15 protein-coding genes and 1 pseudogene are annotated in these 13027 nt (G+C 68.9%); 8 read left to right on the top strand and 8 right to left on the bottom strand.

Features of this window, described 5'->3' with window-relative positions; translation table 11 throughout:
* Positions 1–11 precede the first annotated feature (11 nt).
* Together ACGF8A_RS32545 and ACGF8A_RS32550 are read right to left on the bottom strand one after the other, a co-directional pair.
* Complete coding sequence (locus ACGF8A_RS32545) at positions 12–464, bottom strand: GNAT family N-acetyltransferase (RefSeq protein ID WP_393114019.1); 453 nt, start codon at positions 462–464, stop codon at positions 12–14.
* Positions 465–473: 9 nt separating this feature from the next.
* Positions 474–932, bottom strand: a complete 459-nt coding sequence (locus tag ACGF8A_RS32550) for a MarR family winged helix-turn-helix transcriptional regulator (protein WP_393114021.1) — start codon at positions 930–932, stop codon at positions 474–476.
* Between the two features lie 137 nt (positions 933–1069).
* Between ACGF8A_RS32550 and ACGF8A_RS32555 the strand changes: the two are divergent.
* Positions 1070–1773, top strand: a pseudogene (locus tag ACGF8A_RS32555) (MFS transporter).
* A gap of 151 nt (positions 1774–1924) precedes the next feature.
* Entirely contained in the window at positions 1925–2344 is a 420-nt protein-coding gene (locus ACGF8A_RS32560) for a heme-binding protein (protein WP_393114026.1), read from the top strand.
* A gap of 62 nt (positions 2345–2406) precedes the next feature.
* Here ACGF8A_RS32560 and ACGF8A_RS32565 read toward each other — a convergent pair whose 3' ends face one another.
* A complete protein-coding gene (locus ACGF8A_RS32565; RefSeq protein ID WP_393114028.1) occupies positions 2407–3273 on the bottom strand; it encodes a GNAT family N-acetyltransferase in 867 nt (288 codons plus the stop codon).
* A gap of 212 nt (positions 3274–3485) precedes the next feature.
* On the opposite strand from ACGF8A_RS32565, the gene ACGF8A_RS32570 reads away from it, so the two are divergent.
* Both ACGF8A_RS32570 and ACGF8A_RS32575 read left to right on the top strand, forming a co-directional pair.
* Positions 3486–4118, top strand: coding sequence for an HAD family hydrolase (locus tag ACGF8A_RS32570; RefSeq protein ID WP_393114031.1), 633 nt, complete (start codon positions 3486–3488; stop codon positions 4116–4118).
* Between the two features lie 1019 nt (positions 4119–5137).
* The gene (locus ACGF8A_RS32575; RefSeq protein WP_393114080.1) at positions 5138–6700 is read left to right on the top strand and encodes a globin domain-containing protein; all 1563 of its coding nucleotides are present in this window, start codon (positions 5138–5140) and stop codon (positions 6698–6700) included.
* Positions 6701–6755: 55 nt separating this feature from the next.
* Here ACGF8A_RS32575 and ACGF8A_RS32580 read toward each other — a convergent pair whose 3' ends face one another.
* The 5 genes from ACGF8A_RS32580 to ACGF8A_RS32600 all read right to left on the bottom strand — a co-directional run bounded on the left by ACGF8A_RS32580 (position 6756) and on the right by ACGF8A_RS32600 (position 10544).
* Positions 6756–7238 (bottom strand): NUDIX domain-containing protein, encoded by a 483-nt coding sequence (locus ACGF8A_RS32580; RefSeq protein ID WP_393114034.1) that lies wholly within the window; start codon positions 7236–7238, stop codon positions 6756–6758.
* Between the two features lie 145 nt (positions 7239–7383).
* Positions 7384–8289 (bottom strand): LysR family transcriptional regulator, encoded by a 906-nt coding sequence (locus ACGF8A_RS32585; RefSeq protein ID WP_393114037.1) that lies wholly within the window; start codon positions 8287–8289, stop codon positions 7384–7386.
* A 227-nt stretch (positions 8290–8516) separates the two neighbouring features.
* The gene (locus ACGF8A_RS32590; RefSeq protein ID WP_393114039.1) at positions 8517–9674 is read right to left on the bottom strand and encodes a cystathionine gamma-lyase; all 1158 of its coding nucleotides are present in this window, start codon (positions 9672–9674) and stop codon (positions 8517–8519) included.
* Complete coding sequence (locus ACGF8A_RS32595; protein WP_393114042.1) at positions 9671–10162, bottom strand: low molecular weight protein-tyrosine-phosphatase; 492 nt, start codon at positions 10160–10162, stop codon at positions 9671–9673. Before ACGF8A_RS32595 ends, ACGF8A_RS32590 begins: the two co-directional genes overlap by 4 nt.
* A 4-nt stretch (positions 10163–10166) precedes the next feature.
* Positions 10167–10544 carry a phage holin family protein gene (locus ACGF8A_RS32600; protein WP_393114044.1) on the bottom strand — a complete coding sequence of 126 codons (378 nt, stop codon included), beginning with the start codon at positions 10542–10544 and terminating at the stop codon, positions 10167–10169.
* Between the two features lie 58 nt (positions 10545–10602).
* Between ACGF8A_RS32600 and ACGF8A_RS32605 the strand changes: the two genes are divergently transcribed.
* The 4 genes from ACGF8A_RS32605 to ACGF8A_RS32620 all read left to right on the top strand — a co-directional run bounded on the left by ACGF8A_RS32605 (position 10603) and on the right by ACGF8A_RS32620 (position 12901).
* Entirely contained in the window at positions 10603–10920 is a 318-nt protein-coding gene (locus tag ACGF8A_RS32605) for a cupin domain-containing protein (RefSeq protein ID WP_393114082.1), read from the top strand.
* 213 nt (positions 10921–11133) lie between these two features.
* Positions 11134–11346 carry a DUF5326 family protein gene (locus ACGF8A_RS32610; RefSeq protein WP_393114046.1) on the top strand — a complete coding sequence of 71 codons (213 nt, stop codon included), beginning with the start codon at positions 11134–11136 and terminating at the stop codon, positions 11344–11346.
* A 290-nt stretch (positions 11347–11636) separates the two neighbouring features.
* The gene (locus ACGF8A_RS32615; RefSeq protein ID WP_393114085.1) at positions 11637–12362 is read left to right on the top strand and encodes an IclR family transcriptional regulator; all 726 of its coding nucleotides are present in this window, start codon (positions 11637–11639) and stop codon (positions 12360–12362) included.
* A 101-nt stretch (positions 12363–12463) separates the two neighbouring features.
* Positions 12464–12901: an SsgA family sporulation/cell division regulator gene (locus ACGF8A_RS32620; RefSeq protein WP_218516680.1), complete on the top strand. Its 438-nt coding sequence runs from the start codon at positions 12464–12466 to the stop codon at positions 12899–12901.
* Positions 12902–13027: the final 126 nt, after the last annotated feature.

The raw sequence follows: 13027 nt of genomic DNA on the forward strand, positions 1-13027 counted from the left end.
GCTCCCGAGCCTCAGAGGTGGAGCTTGAAACCCACGTGGGAGGCCGTGAAGCCGAGCCGTTCGTAGAAGCGATGGGCATCCACGCGGGAGGTGTCGGAGGTCAGCTGGACCAACTGGCAGCGCCGACGGCGGGATTCCTCGACAGCCCACTCGATGAGCTGGGTGCCGAGTCCGCCAGCGCGTTCGTCGCTGTGGATACGGACGCTCTCGATAATTGACCTGGTGGCTCCGCGCCGGGAGAGGCCGGGAATGATCGTGAGTTGAAGCGTGCCCACGACACGATCCCCCCGCACGGCGACGACGAGGCGCTGATTCGGGTCGGCGGCGAGCCGTTCCAGCGCGGCCCGGTAGGGGGTCAGATCATCCGGTGACTCACGCTGCGCGCCGAGCGGATCGTCGGCGAGCATGCCGACGATCACGGGGAGGTCCTCCGGGACCGCGGCGCGTATTCCAAGATCTCCCATCCTCGCACCCTATGCGGTCACGTTCACCGACTCCACGACCCGGACCAGCGGAGCCAGCTCAGGGCTCTTCGCCGCCTCGTCGAGTGCCTCGCGCAGGGCGGCGTCATTGGTCGGCCGGGCCTCGTCAAGCAGCTTCTGGCCCGCCTCGGTGACGTTGGTGTAGATGCCGCGGCGGTCGGTGGGGCACAGATACCGCGCCAGCAGACCGCGGTCCTCAAGGCGGGTGACCAGTCGCGTGGTGGCGCTCTGGCTGAGTACGACCGCGTCCGCGACCTGCTTCATCTGCAGATGCCCACCGTCACCGTCGTGCTGCCGGCTGAGCACGTCGAGCAGGGAGTACTCGCGCACGCTCAGGCCGTGCCGGGCCTGCAGGGCGCGCTCGATGTGCGCCTCGATCCTCCCGTGCAGCAGAGAGAGGGCGCACCAGCCCTGAGCGAGGGCGGTGGGCGCGGGGTCCGTCGCTGTCATTGGTTCCTCCGTCCCGGAGCGGCTGAATCCAGGATAGAGCACCCATGCAATAGCATTCGGTTGCATGTAAGCCGCGTCCGCAACTATTGTGAAGGCACGTAAAGCGCTCCTGCAATCTCTGGGAAGGTTATCCCCCCATGCCTCTCGCGCTTCTGGCCCTCGCGATCGGGGCCTTCGGAATCGGCACGACCGAGTTCGTGATCATGGGCTTGCTGCCCGAGGTCGCGACCGACTTCGGGGTCTCCATCCCGACAGCCGGCTTCCTGGTGACCGGCTACGCACTCGGCGTGATGTTCGGAGCACCGCTGATGACCGTGCTCGGTACCAAGATCTCCCGACCGTCACCTGGCTGCTGGTCCTCTTCGGCCTTGGCATGGTCGGCGGCAACCTCGTCGGCGGCAAGTTCGCCGACCGGGCCCTGATGCCGATGCTCTACATCTCCCTGGGCGCCCTCGCGGTCGTACTCGCGCTCTTCACACTCACTGCGCACGACAAGATCCTCTCGGCCGTGAGCATCGTGCTGATCGGCGCCCTGGGCTTCGCGACCGTACCGCCGCTGCAGAAGCGCGTCCTCGACCAGGCGCACGGCGCCCCGACTCTCGCCTCCGCGGTGAACATCGGTGCCTTCAACCTGGGCAACGCGCTCTCCGCCTGGCTGGGCGGCGTCGTCATCGCGGCCGGCCTCGGCTACACGGCCCCGAACTGGGTCGGCGCCATCCTCGCGGCCGTGGCTCTGCTCCTCGCCGCCCTCTCGGCCGCTCTGGAGCGTCGGGACAGCACTCCCAGTGCCGTCGTCGCGGCCGGTGTCCCTGCCGAGAAGCGCGCCGCCGTCCAGCACTGACCCTGACCTGCCGGACGGGCAGTAAGGCCCGTCGAAACGCTCGAACCGTCCGCTCGCCACCGACCGGGAGCCGGGCCCGCGCGGTGCCAGGGCCGCTTCCCCGCCGCCCGGCAGGAACCCTCACCAGCACCACGTCCAAGGAGAAACCGACATGAGCACCACCACCGTCGCGCCCCTGACCATTCAGGAGGCCGAGGTTCTCGTCACCGCTGCCCGTGGCGCCGCCGAGGCAGCCGGAGTGACCGTCAGCGTCACCGTCGTGGACGCCGGCGGACATCTGCTGGCGTTCCGGCGCGACGACCAGGCCGTGCTGATCTCGGGCGAGACGAGCACCCGCAAGGCGTACACCGCCCTCCAGTTGAACGCAGCGACCGCCGACCTCGTCGACCTGGTGAAGCCCGACGGGCCGTTCCACTCCCTGCAGACCGCGCTCGACCGGCCGCTGCTGTTCATCGCGGGCGGCCTGCCGATTCACCGCGACGGCCGCCTGATCGGTGCGATCGGAGTGGGCGGCGGAGCCCCGGAGCAGGACCACGGCTTCGCCACGGCCGCCGTGGAGAGGCTTGCCTGAGAGCCGTCCCGCGCCAAGCAGGACGCCGGTCCCCGGGGGGACCGGCGTCCTCCGTTCGGTCCTCAGCCCGCAGCCACCGTCAGCGGGGCAAAGCGCCGGCTCCAGTCACCGGGGAGCTCTGACACCCCGTACGTCATCACCGCGTTGAAGGCGACCGATGCCAGGCCGCGCTCCTTCGCCCACATCAGAAGCTCCTCGTGGCGGACGTCGATGTCGGTGCGCAAAGGGCGTTGCGTCTGGGCGGCGAGCGAGGCGATCAGCGCTTGCGCGGCCTCCGTGTCCCGTGCGATCAACGGGCCGACGACATGGGTCTCCATGTTGGGCCAGACGGCCGCGTAGCCGATGATCCGGCCGTCCTCCTCGGCGACACGCACGTGGTCGGCGAAGGCGGGCAGACGCGTGATGATGTGCGTGCGGTCGGCGCCGAACACCTCGGAGTCGATACGGAGGATCGTGGAAAGGTCCTCGCCGGTCGCGGGGCGGGTGCTCACCCTTGGCTCGGGGCCGCCAGGCATGAAGAAGCCGCGCAGCATCTCTGCGCGGCCCGTGACCTTGAAGCCGAGTTCTTCGTAGAGCGGCCGACCGTTCGGCGTCGCATGCAGGGTCAGCGGTGTGGTGCCCATCATCGACACCACGTGCCGCATCAACCGACGCCCGACTCCTTGCCGTCCATACCGCTCGGCGACCAGAACCATGCCGACGGCTCCGAGTTCGGGGCGTTCCGGTGGCCCGTACTCGGTGACCGCACAGGCGGCCACGAGCCCTCCCTTGGCATCGTCGATGCCGTATCCCTTCCCCGCGGTGAGGAGGAAGCCCCACTTGTGTTCCTCGCGCGGCCACCCCCGGTCCTCGGACAAGTCGGCGCAGGCCTTGAGGTCGCGACGGGTCAGGCGGCGGATCGGCAGAGCAGCGAGGGAAGGAGTAGGCACGCAGGTCAGGCTGTCTGACGGGTGCCCTTGACGTCCACCTGTTTCGGCAGAGACGTACGTCCTTTTGGCCAACTGGGCCAAGTGCGGCTGGACGCGGGGACAAACGCGTGGTGTTTCACGTGAAACATCGGCGAACGACGAGCATCCAACAGTTCCGTCGAGCGAGCGTGCCAGTGAAGCGCCCGACGCATGTCGCACTAGTCTCCCTTGTCATGGCGAGACTCCATCTCTTCGATCTCGACGGCACGCTGCTCCACGGCACCTCCGCTCCCCTGGAGATCTCCCGGCAACTCGGGGTGGAGCCCGAAACAATCGCGCTGGAACGGGAGATTGCCGCGGGGTTGATCGGACCGCCGGAGTACGCGCACCGAGTACACGCGTTGTGGGCCGGCCTCACCGAGACGCACGTGGTTGCGGCTTTCGAAGCAGCGCCCTGGCTGAGGCGAATCCGCGAAGTCTGGGCGGAGATCAGGCGCCAGGGCGACTATTGCGCGGTGGTGTCGCTGTCCCCCTCGTTCTTCGTCGAACGGCTCAGAGGCTGGGGCGCGCATGCGGCGCACGGTTCGCTGTTCCCCGCCGTTCCGTTCACCCAGCCTCTGGACCCCGCCGGGGTGCTGAGCGCCACGGCCAAGGTGCTCATCGCCGACCGCCTGTGCCGGGAATTCGGAGTGACACGAGCGGACTGCGTCGCGTACGGGGACTCGTCGTCGGACCTGGAACTCTTCGGGGTAGTTCCGGTCTCCGTGGCCGTCAATGCCGACCGGCATCTGACCGGCCTCGCGACCCACTCGTACGCCGGGAAGGATCTGTGGGATGCCTACGAATTGGTGCGGCACGCCCGGTAATTGGGGGGAATCGCTGGATCGCCCCATAGTCAAAATCGTGGGCGTGCAAGGGGGGACTTGTGTGCGGGGCGGGGGCCGGTAGGGTCGACTCCGGTTCCCGCACGGAAGGCGGAGCATCCTTCCCGTCGGGGCCGAGAGTAAGGCAATGCAGCCTAACGGGACGGAGAGATCGAAGACCCGCATTCTCGGCTGAGCGACCGGACGTCCAGAGGAAGTGGGACGCTTCGGCGAGAACACTGCGGTTAATGTCACACTCTCTTCCTACTTGTCCGTACGCATCGGGAACAAGGGTTGACTGTGGCTGCGTTGGCAGCGACGCCGAACGGGAAGAGCAACCGGCTGCGGAGGAAGCAGGCATCTTCCGACGAGGAAGTGCGTGGACCGACCGAAAGATGTTCGAGGCGAGGCACACCATGGACGCTCCGGCCACCACGTCGGCCGACAACGGCACTTCGGACGGCGGGGGCGGCTGGTTCACGCCGCGCAAGAAGCCGGCGCCGACGCAGGGGACCGAGCGGGAGGCCGCCGAGGGCAGCCGCCTGGCAGGCATGCGTACGGTGGGCAGGGCCACTCCCGGGGCCGATTCCAACGCCCCCGTGGACGAGGACGCCCTCTACGCCAACTCGCCGCACACGCAGCCGCAGGAGCATCTCGAAGCCGACGTGCCGCTTGCCCGGCCGTACGTCACGGAGGCACTCTCCCGGCCGCACGCACCGGATCCGGCCGCCGGCGGTCAGAGCACCCCGGCTTCCGGGGGCCCAGCCACCGGTCATGTGCCGGACACCGAGCCGGGACCACCGACACGCGGTACGGGGACGTCCTCATGGATGCGCGAGCCGGGGGCGACCTCGGGCGCTCCGACCGGAGCACGGCCCTCTGAGCCGCACGCACGAGCGTACGAGCCACAGCCGCCCGAAGAAGCGCAAGCCCCGCAGGCAGGCCCCACGGGGGGCGTGGCCGTGTCACAGGCTCACGACACGCGGAGCGGTGTCCCCGCCTTCGCGACTGACCACGGGCGAATAGGCCAGGCGGCCGCGTCCACACCCGCGCCGCCCTCGACCCGCACCGAAGCGCGCCCCTACGACCAGCGCGGAACAGCCACCACCGAGGCACCGCCTGTCCCGCACCGTGTGCCCGCCCAGCGCCACGCCCCGGCAGACAACGCGGACCACGCAGAGAGGTCCCTCTTCACCACCGGCGGCACGTCATTCACGGCTCCGGCCCCACAGGCCGAGTCCTCTGCGGATCTGCACACGGAGCGGTCGAGCCGCGCCGCGCAAGTGCAGGCACCCGTTGCGGCTCCGGCCCCGCACGCGAGTCGCCCCGCCTCGGCCTCACCCACGCCCGGCCACCCCACCCCGGCTTCGCACACGGACGCCCCACCCGGTGGTCTCCTCGCCGAGCAGCCCGCACCTCCCAGCCCGGCGCCGCACGCCGAGCCGGCCACCGCTGTGGCGCAGGACGGTGCTTCCCCGGACGCCCTCCTCGTCCGGCGCACCATGTCGACGGTGGCCCCCGTCGCCGACAAGGTCACCTCGTACTTCTACGCACTGCTCTTCGTGCGCCACCCGGATCTTCGGCCCCTCTTCCCCGCCGCGATGGACGCCCAGCGGGACCGCCTGCTCAAGGCCTTGCTCACCGCGGCAGAGCACATCGACAACACCGATGTGCTCGTCCCCTACCTGCAGAACCTCGGCCGTGGACACCGCAAGTACGGCACGCGGGCCGAGCATTATCCGGCCGTTGGCGAGTGTCTGCTCGGCGCGCTGAGCCGGTATGCCGAGTCCGTCTGGAACGACGAGACGGAGGCGGCCTGGATACGGACGTACACCACGATCTCCCAGATCATGATCGACGCGGCAGCCTCGGACGAGTTGCGCTCCCCGGCCTGGTGGCACGCGGAGGTCGTCGCGCACGACCTCAGGACGCCCGATGTCGCGGTCGTCACCGTCCGCCCGGACCAGCCCTATCCCTTTCTGGCGGGGCAGTACACAAGCTTGGAGACACCGTGGTGGCCGCGCGTCTGGCGCCACTACTCCTTCGCCTCGTCACCCCGGTCCGACGGCCTGCTCAGCTTCCATGTGAAGGCGGTCCCGGCGGGCTGGGTCTCCAGCGCCCTGGTCCACCGCGCCCGGCCCGGCGACGTCATCCGCCTCGGCCCGCCGGCCGGTTCGATGACCGTGGACCACACCACCGACAGCGGGCTGCTCTGCCTGGGCGGCGGCACCGGCATCGCGCCGATCAAGGCCTTGGTCGAAGACGTCGCCGAGCACGGCGAGCGGCGTCCGGTCGAGGTGTTCTACGGCGCCCGCACCGACCACGACCTGTACGACATCGACACGATGCTCAGGCTCCAGCAGGCACACCCGTGGCTCTCCGTACGCGCGATCATCGACCAGCAGTCGCACATCCAGCTCCCCGACGCCGTACGGCAGTACGGCCCCTGGGACGAATACGACGCCTATCTCTCCGGCCCGCCCGGCATGATCCGCAGCGGCGTGGACGCCTTGAGGGACGTGGGCATTCCGTTGGAGCGCATACGGCACGACTCCGTTGAGGAACTCGTCGTCACCGGAAGCTGACCGCCGCGCCAGGAGGGAAGACGGCAGTACCCGCCGAGCACCGATCAGGGGCCGCTCAGCCCAGGTCGGGGGCGTGCATGGCGCGTACGCCCTCGATGTTTCCGTCGAGGTAGTGCCGTAGGGACAGCGGCACCAGGTGCACGGAGGCGATGCCGACGCGGGTGAACGGGACTCTCACGATCTCGTACTCGCCCGAGGGCTCTTCGACCTCGGGACCGTGCCGCAGGGACGGATCCATGGATTCGAGCCGGCAGACGAAGAAGTGCTGCACCTTCACCCCGGTGGCGCCGCCGTCCTCGCCGATGTGTTCGACGGTGTCGACGAAACAAGGCACGACATCGGTGATCTTGGCGCCCAGTTCCTCATACACCTCGCGGTGCAGGGCGTGGATGACGGTTGGGTCACCCGGTTCGACCCCGCCGCCGGGAGTGACCCAGTAGGGATCGACGCCCGGCTTGGTGCGCTTGATCAGGATCAGGTCGTCACCGTCCAGGAGAACGGCGCGGGCGGTGCGCTTGACCACGGGTCGGACGGTCATGGGAGAAATGTGGCCCGCGATGTTCCACGTGAAACATCGCGGATTGTCACCTTGCGGACCCGATGAGTGAAGATGCTCGGCGTCCCTGCCGACACCGGTCAATCGCACGACCGCGGTAGGCGGGTGAAGCACCCCTCAGCACCCCTCAGCACCAGTCGGCAGCTGCCCGCTGAAGCCATTCATGCGCCCGCGCAATGTGCGGCATGGCCAGGGTTCCGGTGCGCACGACCAGGAAGTACGTGCGCAGGGGCGGCACAGCCGGTTCGTGCAGCGCGACCACATCGCCGCGCTTCAGGGCACGGGCACACAGATAGCGGGGCAGCACCGCAAGCCCTGCCCCCGCGGCCGCGCAGGCCAGGACGGCGCGCAGATCAGGGACGATCACGGTGGCTGACGCGGCGGGACGGGAGTCGAAGACGGAGGCCCAGTAGCGGGCCACGAACGGCAGCGACTCGTGCACCTCGACCACGGGGAGGTTCTCCAGGGCGGGTGCGCCCGTGCGGCGCAGGATCCCGGCGTCGATCTCCTTCGCCCAGCGCGGGGCGGCGAGCAGGACGTGTTCCTCGTCGCAGAGCGGAGTCGCCGTGAGCAGGGCGCCGCGCGGCCGGGCGGTGCTGATGGCCAGATCATGATGCCCCGCGGCCAGCCCCTCCAGCGTCTCCTCCGCGTTGCCGAAGGAGGCGCGCAGGGCGAACCCCTGGCCGTCCTCGCCGGTCAGTTCCACGAGCGCGGGCAGGGCCCGCTCGGCGGTGAACTCCGCAGGACCGGCCAGATGCAACGTACGGAGTGAGGATTCGTCGTCGAGGCCGCTCTCGGCGATCTCGACCAGCGCATCCAGATGCGGAGCGGCCTTGTGCGCGAGCTCGTCGCCGGTGGTCGTCGGCGTCACGCCGCGCGCCTGCCGCAGGAAGAGGGGGCGGCCCAGCTGCCGTTCGAGCGTTCGTATCTGGGAGGTGACGGCCGGCTGGGAAAGACCCAGGAGGGCGGCGGCACGGGTGAAGGAGCCGGCCCGGTGCACGGTCACGAACGTGCGCAGCAAGGCCAGATCCATGGCGCGCCCACCCCTTCCGTGCCCTGCTCCCAGCCCTGAAGCAGGGCCCAACTATAAATAAGTCGATAGGTCTCTGTCGCTACTGTGATTGGACACTGACAGGCAGTCAACTAGCCTTGGTCACGCGGTTCTTGGCCACGGGACCGCGGACGGTCCGAGCCACGAGGGGGGAGGCTCGGACCGTCCGGTCTACGTAGGCGGACCTCCGCAGAGTGTCCGGAAAGCGGTCACGGCGCGGACTCGGCCAGTGCGCGCAGCACATCCGCGACGAGGTCATCGGAGTCCTCGGCACCGACCGAAAGCCGGATGAAGCCCTCCGGTACCGCATCCCCTCCCCAGCGCCCCCGGCGCTCTGCGGTGGAGCGCACCCCGCCGAAGCTGGTCGCATCGTCGACGAGCCGCAGCGCGTCCAGGAAACGATCCGCACGCGCGCGCGTGGGCAGCGTGAACGACACGACGCACCCGTAGCGGTGCATCTGCTCCGAGGCGATCTTGTAAGACGGGTCGCTCATCAGCCCCGGGTAGCGCACACCGAGGTCCTCGGGCCAGTCCCGCAATGCCTCGGCCACCGCCAGGGCACCGGCGTTCTGCCGCTCGACGCGCAGCTGGAGCGTGGCGATCGAGCGATGCGCGAGCCAGGCCTCCATCGGTCCCGGGATCGCGCCGACGATCTTGCGCCAGCGGCGTACGGAGGCCATGGCCTCGGCGTCGCGGCCGACGACGTAGCCCAGGAGTGTGTCGCCGTGCCCCGTGAGCTGCTTGGTGCCACTGGCCACGGAGAAGTCCGCGCCCAGCTCGAGGGGGCGCTGCCCGAGTGGTGTGGCGAGCGTGTTGTCGACGGCGACCAGGGCACCACGCGCGTGTGCCGCGTCAGCAAGGCGCCGGACGTCGCACACGTCGAGCCCGGGGTTCGAGGGGGTCTCGATCCACAGCAGCTTCGCCCCGTCGAGGACGCCGAGCTGGGCGTCCGCGCCGGTGGGCGCGGTACGCACCTCGATGCCGTAGGCCTCCAGCTGCTGTCGCACCAGCGGCAGCACCTGGTAGCCGTCGCTGGGCAGTACGACCGTGTCACCCGCGCGCAGCTGCGAGAAGAGCACCGAGGAGATGGCGGCCATCCCGGAGGCGAACACGAGTGTCTCGGCGCCGTCCGTGCCGGGCGCCTCCAGCTCGCCGATCGCCCGCTCCAGGTGCGTCCACGTCGGGTTCTCGTCCCGGCCGTAGGCGTAGCCTCCCGTCGGGTCGCCCGGCAGATGGAAGTGGGCGGCGAACACGGGGCCCGGCAGGGTCGGCTCGTGCTTCACCGGCTCGGGCAGCCCTGCCCGCACCGCGCGCGTGCCCTCTCCGAAGGTCCGTCCCGCTCCCGTGCCGCCTGCCGAATCGCTCATGCCGCCCTTCCTTCCACGTGCTCGCGAACCGCGGCGAGCAGGCCCGTGTTCGCCGCCTCCACCATCTCAAGGACCTCCTCGAAGCCCTCCCCTGCACCGTAGTAGGGGTCGGGGACGTCGAGATCGTCGCCGGCGGCGGGGTCGTAGGAACGCAGCAGACGCACCTTCGCCGCCTCCTGCTCGGTGGGCGCGAGGCGGCGCAGCGCCTTCAGATGGCCGGTGTCGAGTGCGATCACGACATCGAGCCGGGAGAACCACGACGGCTGGAACTGCCGGGCGACGTGCGCACCGTCGTAGTCGTGTGCCTCCAGCACGGCCACGGTGCGTGGGTCCGCCGGCTCACCCTCGTGCCAGCCGCCCGTACCGGCGCTGTCGACCTCGACGAGCCCGTCCAGCCCGGCCTCCGCCAACCGCGCGCGGAAGACGGACTTGGCCATCGGGGAACGGCAGATGTTGCCGGTGCAGACGAAGCAGATGCGGTAGGTCATGTGCTCAGTCCCGGTCGGGCAGGATGACGTTGAGAGCCCAGGAGACGATCGAGACGATCAGGCCGCCCAGGACGGCCGTCCAGAAGCCCTCGACATGGAAGCTCAGGTCCAGCTTGTCGGCGAGCCATGAGGTCAGCAACAGCATCAGGGCGTTGACGATCAGGGTGAACAGGCCGAGCGTGAGGATGAGGAGCGGCAGGCTCAGCAGGTTAACGACCGGCTTGACCAGAACGTTCACCAGGCCGAAGATCAGCGCGACCACGAGCAGCGTGCCGACCTTCTTCCCGGTGCTGTCCCCGGTCAGGGTGATCTTGTCGAGCAGCCACACGGCGACCGCCAGGGCGGCCGCGTTGGCAATCGTCTTGACTACAAAATTCATCATGTGTCTGATCGTGGCAGACGAGATCGGATACGAGTACGGGTGTGAGGGCGACGAAGCGATGAAGGCATTCCGGCTGGACGAACTGGAGGCGGAGCGCGCCGCCAACGACGGTGCCTACCTCCAGTTCCTGCGCGAGCGGAACATGTCGGTTGGTCTGTACGCGCTCAACGCGGGCGAGCACGACCCGCAGAAACCGCACAACCAGGACGAGGTGTACTTCGTCGTCAGCGGCCGTGCAGCGATCACCGTCGGTCTGGAGACCACCGAGGTGGCCCGGGGCAGTGTGGTGTACGTCCCGGCCGGAGTGGCACACAAGTTCCACCACATCAGCGAGGACCTGCGGGTAGTCGTGGTCTTCGCCCCGCCCGAGACCTGACCGTGGGCCTCGAACCGACGTGCGCGGCAGGGGTTTCCGGCTCCCGCGACACCGGATTCCCTAGGGGATCGGTCAGGGGAGGACAAGGGCTGCGAGGCCCCCGTCCGGCATCCTGCCGGCCATAGCATCGAGGCAGGACACCAAAGGACCCGGCGGGACCGCAGGGCTCAGTGGGAGCCATGCGGCCGACGGGCAGAAAGAGGGACAAGAGCGATGCGAGAGATCTTCGCGGGTCTGCCGTGGTGGGTGAAGTGGATCGCGGTGCCGGTCATCGCTCTGGTCGTGTTCGGCGGTGTGATCGCCAGCGTCGTGGGCTTCGTGATCGGACTGCTGTTCAAGCTGCTGGTCTTCGTCGCACTGGTCGGCGGACTCATCTACGTCGTGAGGAAGTTCACGGCAGGCTCCTCCTCGCGTGGCGACTGGTAAGAGGAGTGGGTGACGGGAACCGGTAGCAAGAACTGCCGGTTCCCTCGGGGGAGGGAAGTTTCCCGGGCGAAGAGTCTGCGAGCGGTGGCAGGCCAATAGAGTCCGGAACTCGACGCGGGGAGTGCCCCGCGAGCGGCGTACAACGCGTACACCCCCTCCCGTGTTACCCCTGCACGGGCTGCCCCCCCCCCCTCGCGCTTCGGGAGTGACCCTTGGCCACGGCAGACACCGCACCCGCAGACCCCTGCTCACCCCCCACGTCCCAGCACAACGCCACCCTCATCGGCTCCGTGCAGCGCGCCATCCGCCTGCTGGAGGCCGTCGCCGCGCACGAGTACGGCGCCCCCGCCAAGCAGCTGGCCCGCGAGACCGGTCTGGCACTCCCCACGACGTACCACCTGCTGCGCACTCTGGCGCACGAGGACTATCTGCGCCGGGAGAGAGGGCTGTTCTTCCTCGGTGAGGCGGCCGAGAGGCTGAGCAGCAGCGGAGCTGCGCAGAAACGTCGCAGCACGGTCACCGACACCATGGCCCGCTGGCGGGATTCCATCGGGGTGCCCGTCTACTACGCGATCTACCGCGACGGCGAGATCGAGATCATGTGTGTCTCCGACACCCCCGGCAACCCGGCGGTGGAGGAGTGGGCCGACTTCCGCGAGACCGGCCACGCGCACGCCATCGGCCAGTGCCTGCTGTCCCAGCTGAACGAGAACATCCGCCGGGACCATCTCGCTCGCCATCCCGTGCAGTCGATCACCCCTTACACCGTCCGCGACGGCCCAACCCTGCTGCAACGACTCGAACGCACGAGCCGGATGGAACCGGTGACCGAACGCCAGGAGTACGCGCTGGGGACGGTGTGCGCCGCGATTCCGATCACTGTGGGTGACATGGCCGGAACGATGGCCATCTCCCTTCCCAGTAATCAGGCGGACCGACTGCTGCCCGCGGTACGGCAGTTGCAGAGCGAGGTGGGCCGTGCGCTCGGGTCACTCGCGATCTCTATCAGTATCTGAAAACTCACTCCTTGTGATCTGGTGTGTACTTTCAGCAAGATGCCACCAGGTATCAGAGGTTTCATTCCCGGCCAATCGAACGGCAAGTGACGGGGTAGGCGATGCGCGAGTCCGTACAGGCAGAGGTCATGATGAGCTTTCTCGTTTCGGAGGAGCTCTCCTTCCGCATCCCTGTGGAGCTGCGCTACGAGACGTGCGATCCCTACGCCGTGCGGCTGACCTTTCATCTGCCCGGGGATGCCCCGGTGACCTGGGCCTTCGGCCGGGAGTTGCTGATCGACGGGGTCGGGCGGCCGTGCGGGGAGGGTGATGTGCGGGTCTCACCGGTCGAACCCGAGTCGCTGGGCGATGTGCTGATCCGGCTTCAGGTGGGCAGCGACCAGGCGTTGTTCCGTTCCTCCACGGCCCCGCTGGTCGCCTTCCTGGACCGCACGGACAAGCTCGTGCCGCTGGGCCAGGAGGGATCTCTCGCCGACTTCGACGCGCATCTCGACGAGGCGCTGGACCGGATTCTGGCGGAGGAGCAGAGCGCGGGGTGAGCCGCCCGGTGGGAGAGCGTGGTGTAACGCTTCGCCTGAGGTGAGGGGGGTCGGTGTGGCCAGCTGAGGATGTGCGGTTGTGTGAGGCTTCGTGTAGCTGTGTGAGGCTACGTGTGGCTGAGACCG

The sequence above is a fragment of the Streptomyces sp. NPDC047706 genome, from assembly GCF_043204795.1.
In the GTDB taxonomy this organism is placed as follows: Bacteria; Actinomycetota; Actinomycetes; order Streptomycetales; family Streptomycetaceae; genus Streptomyces.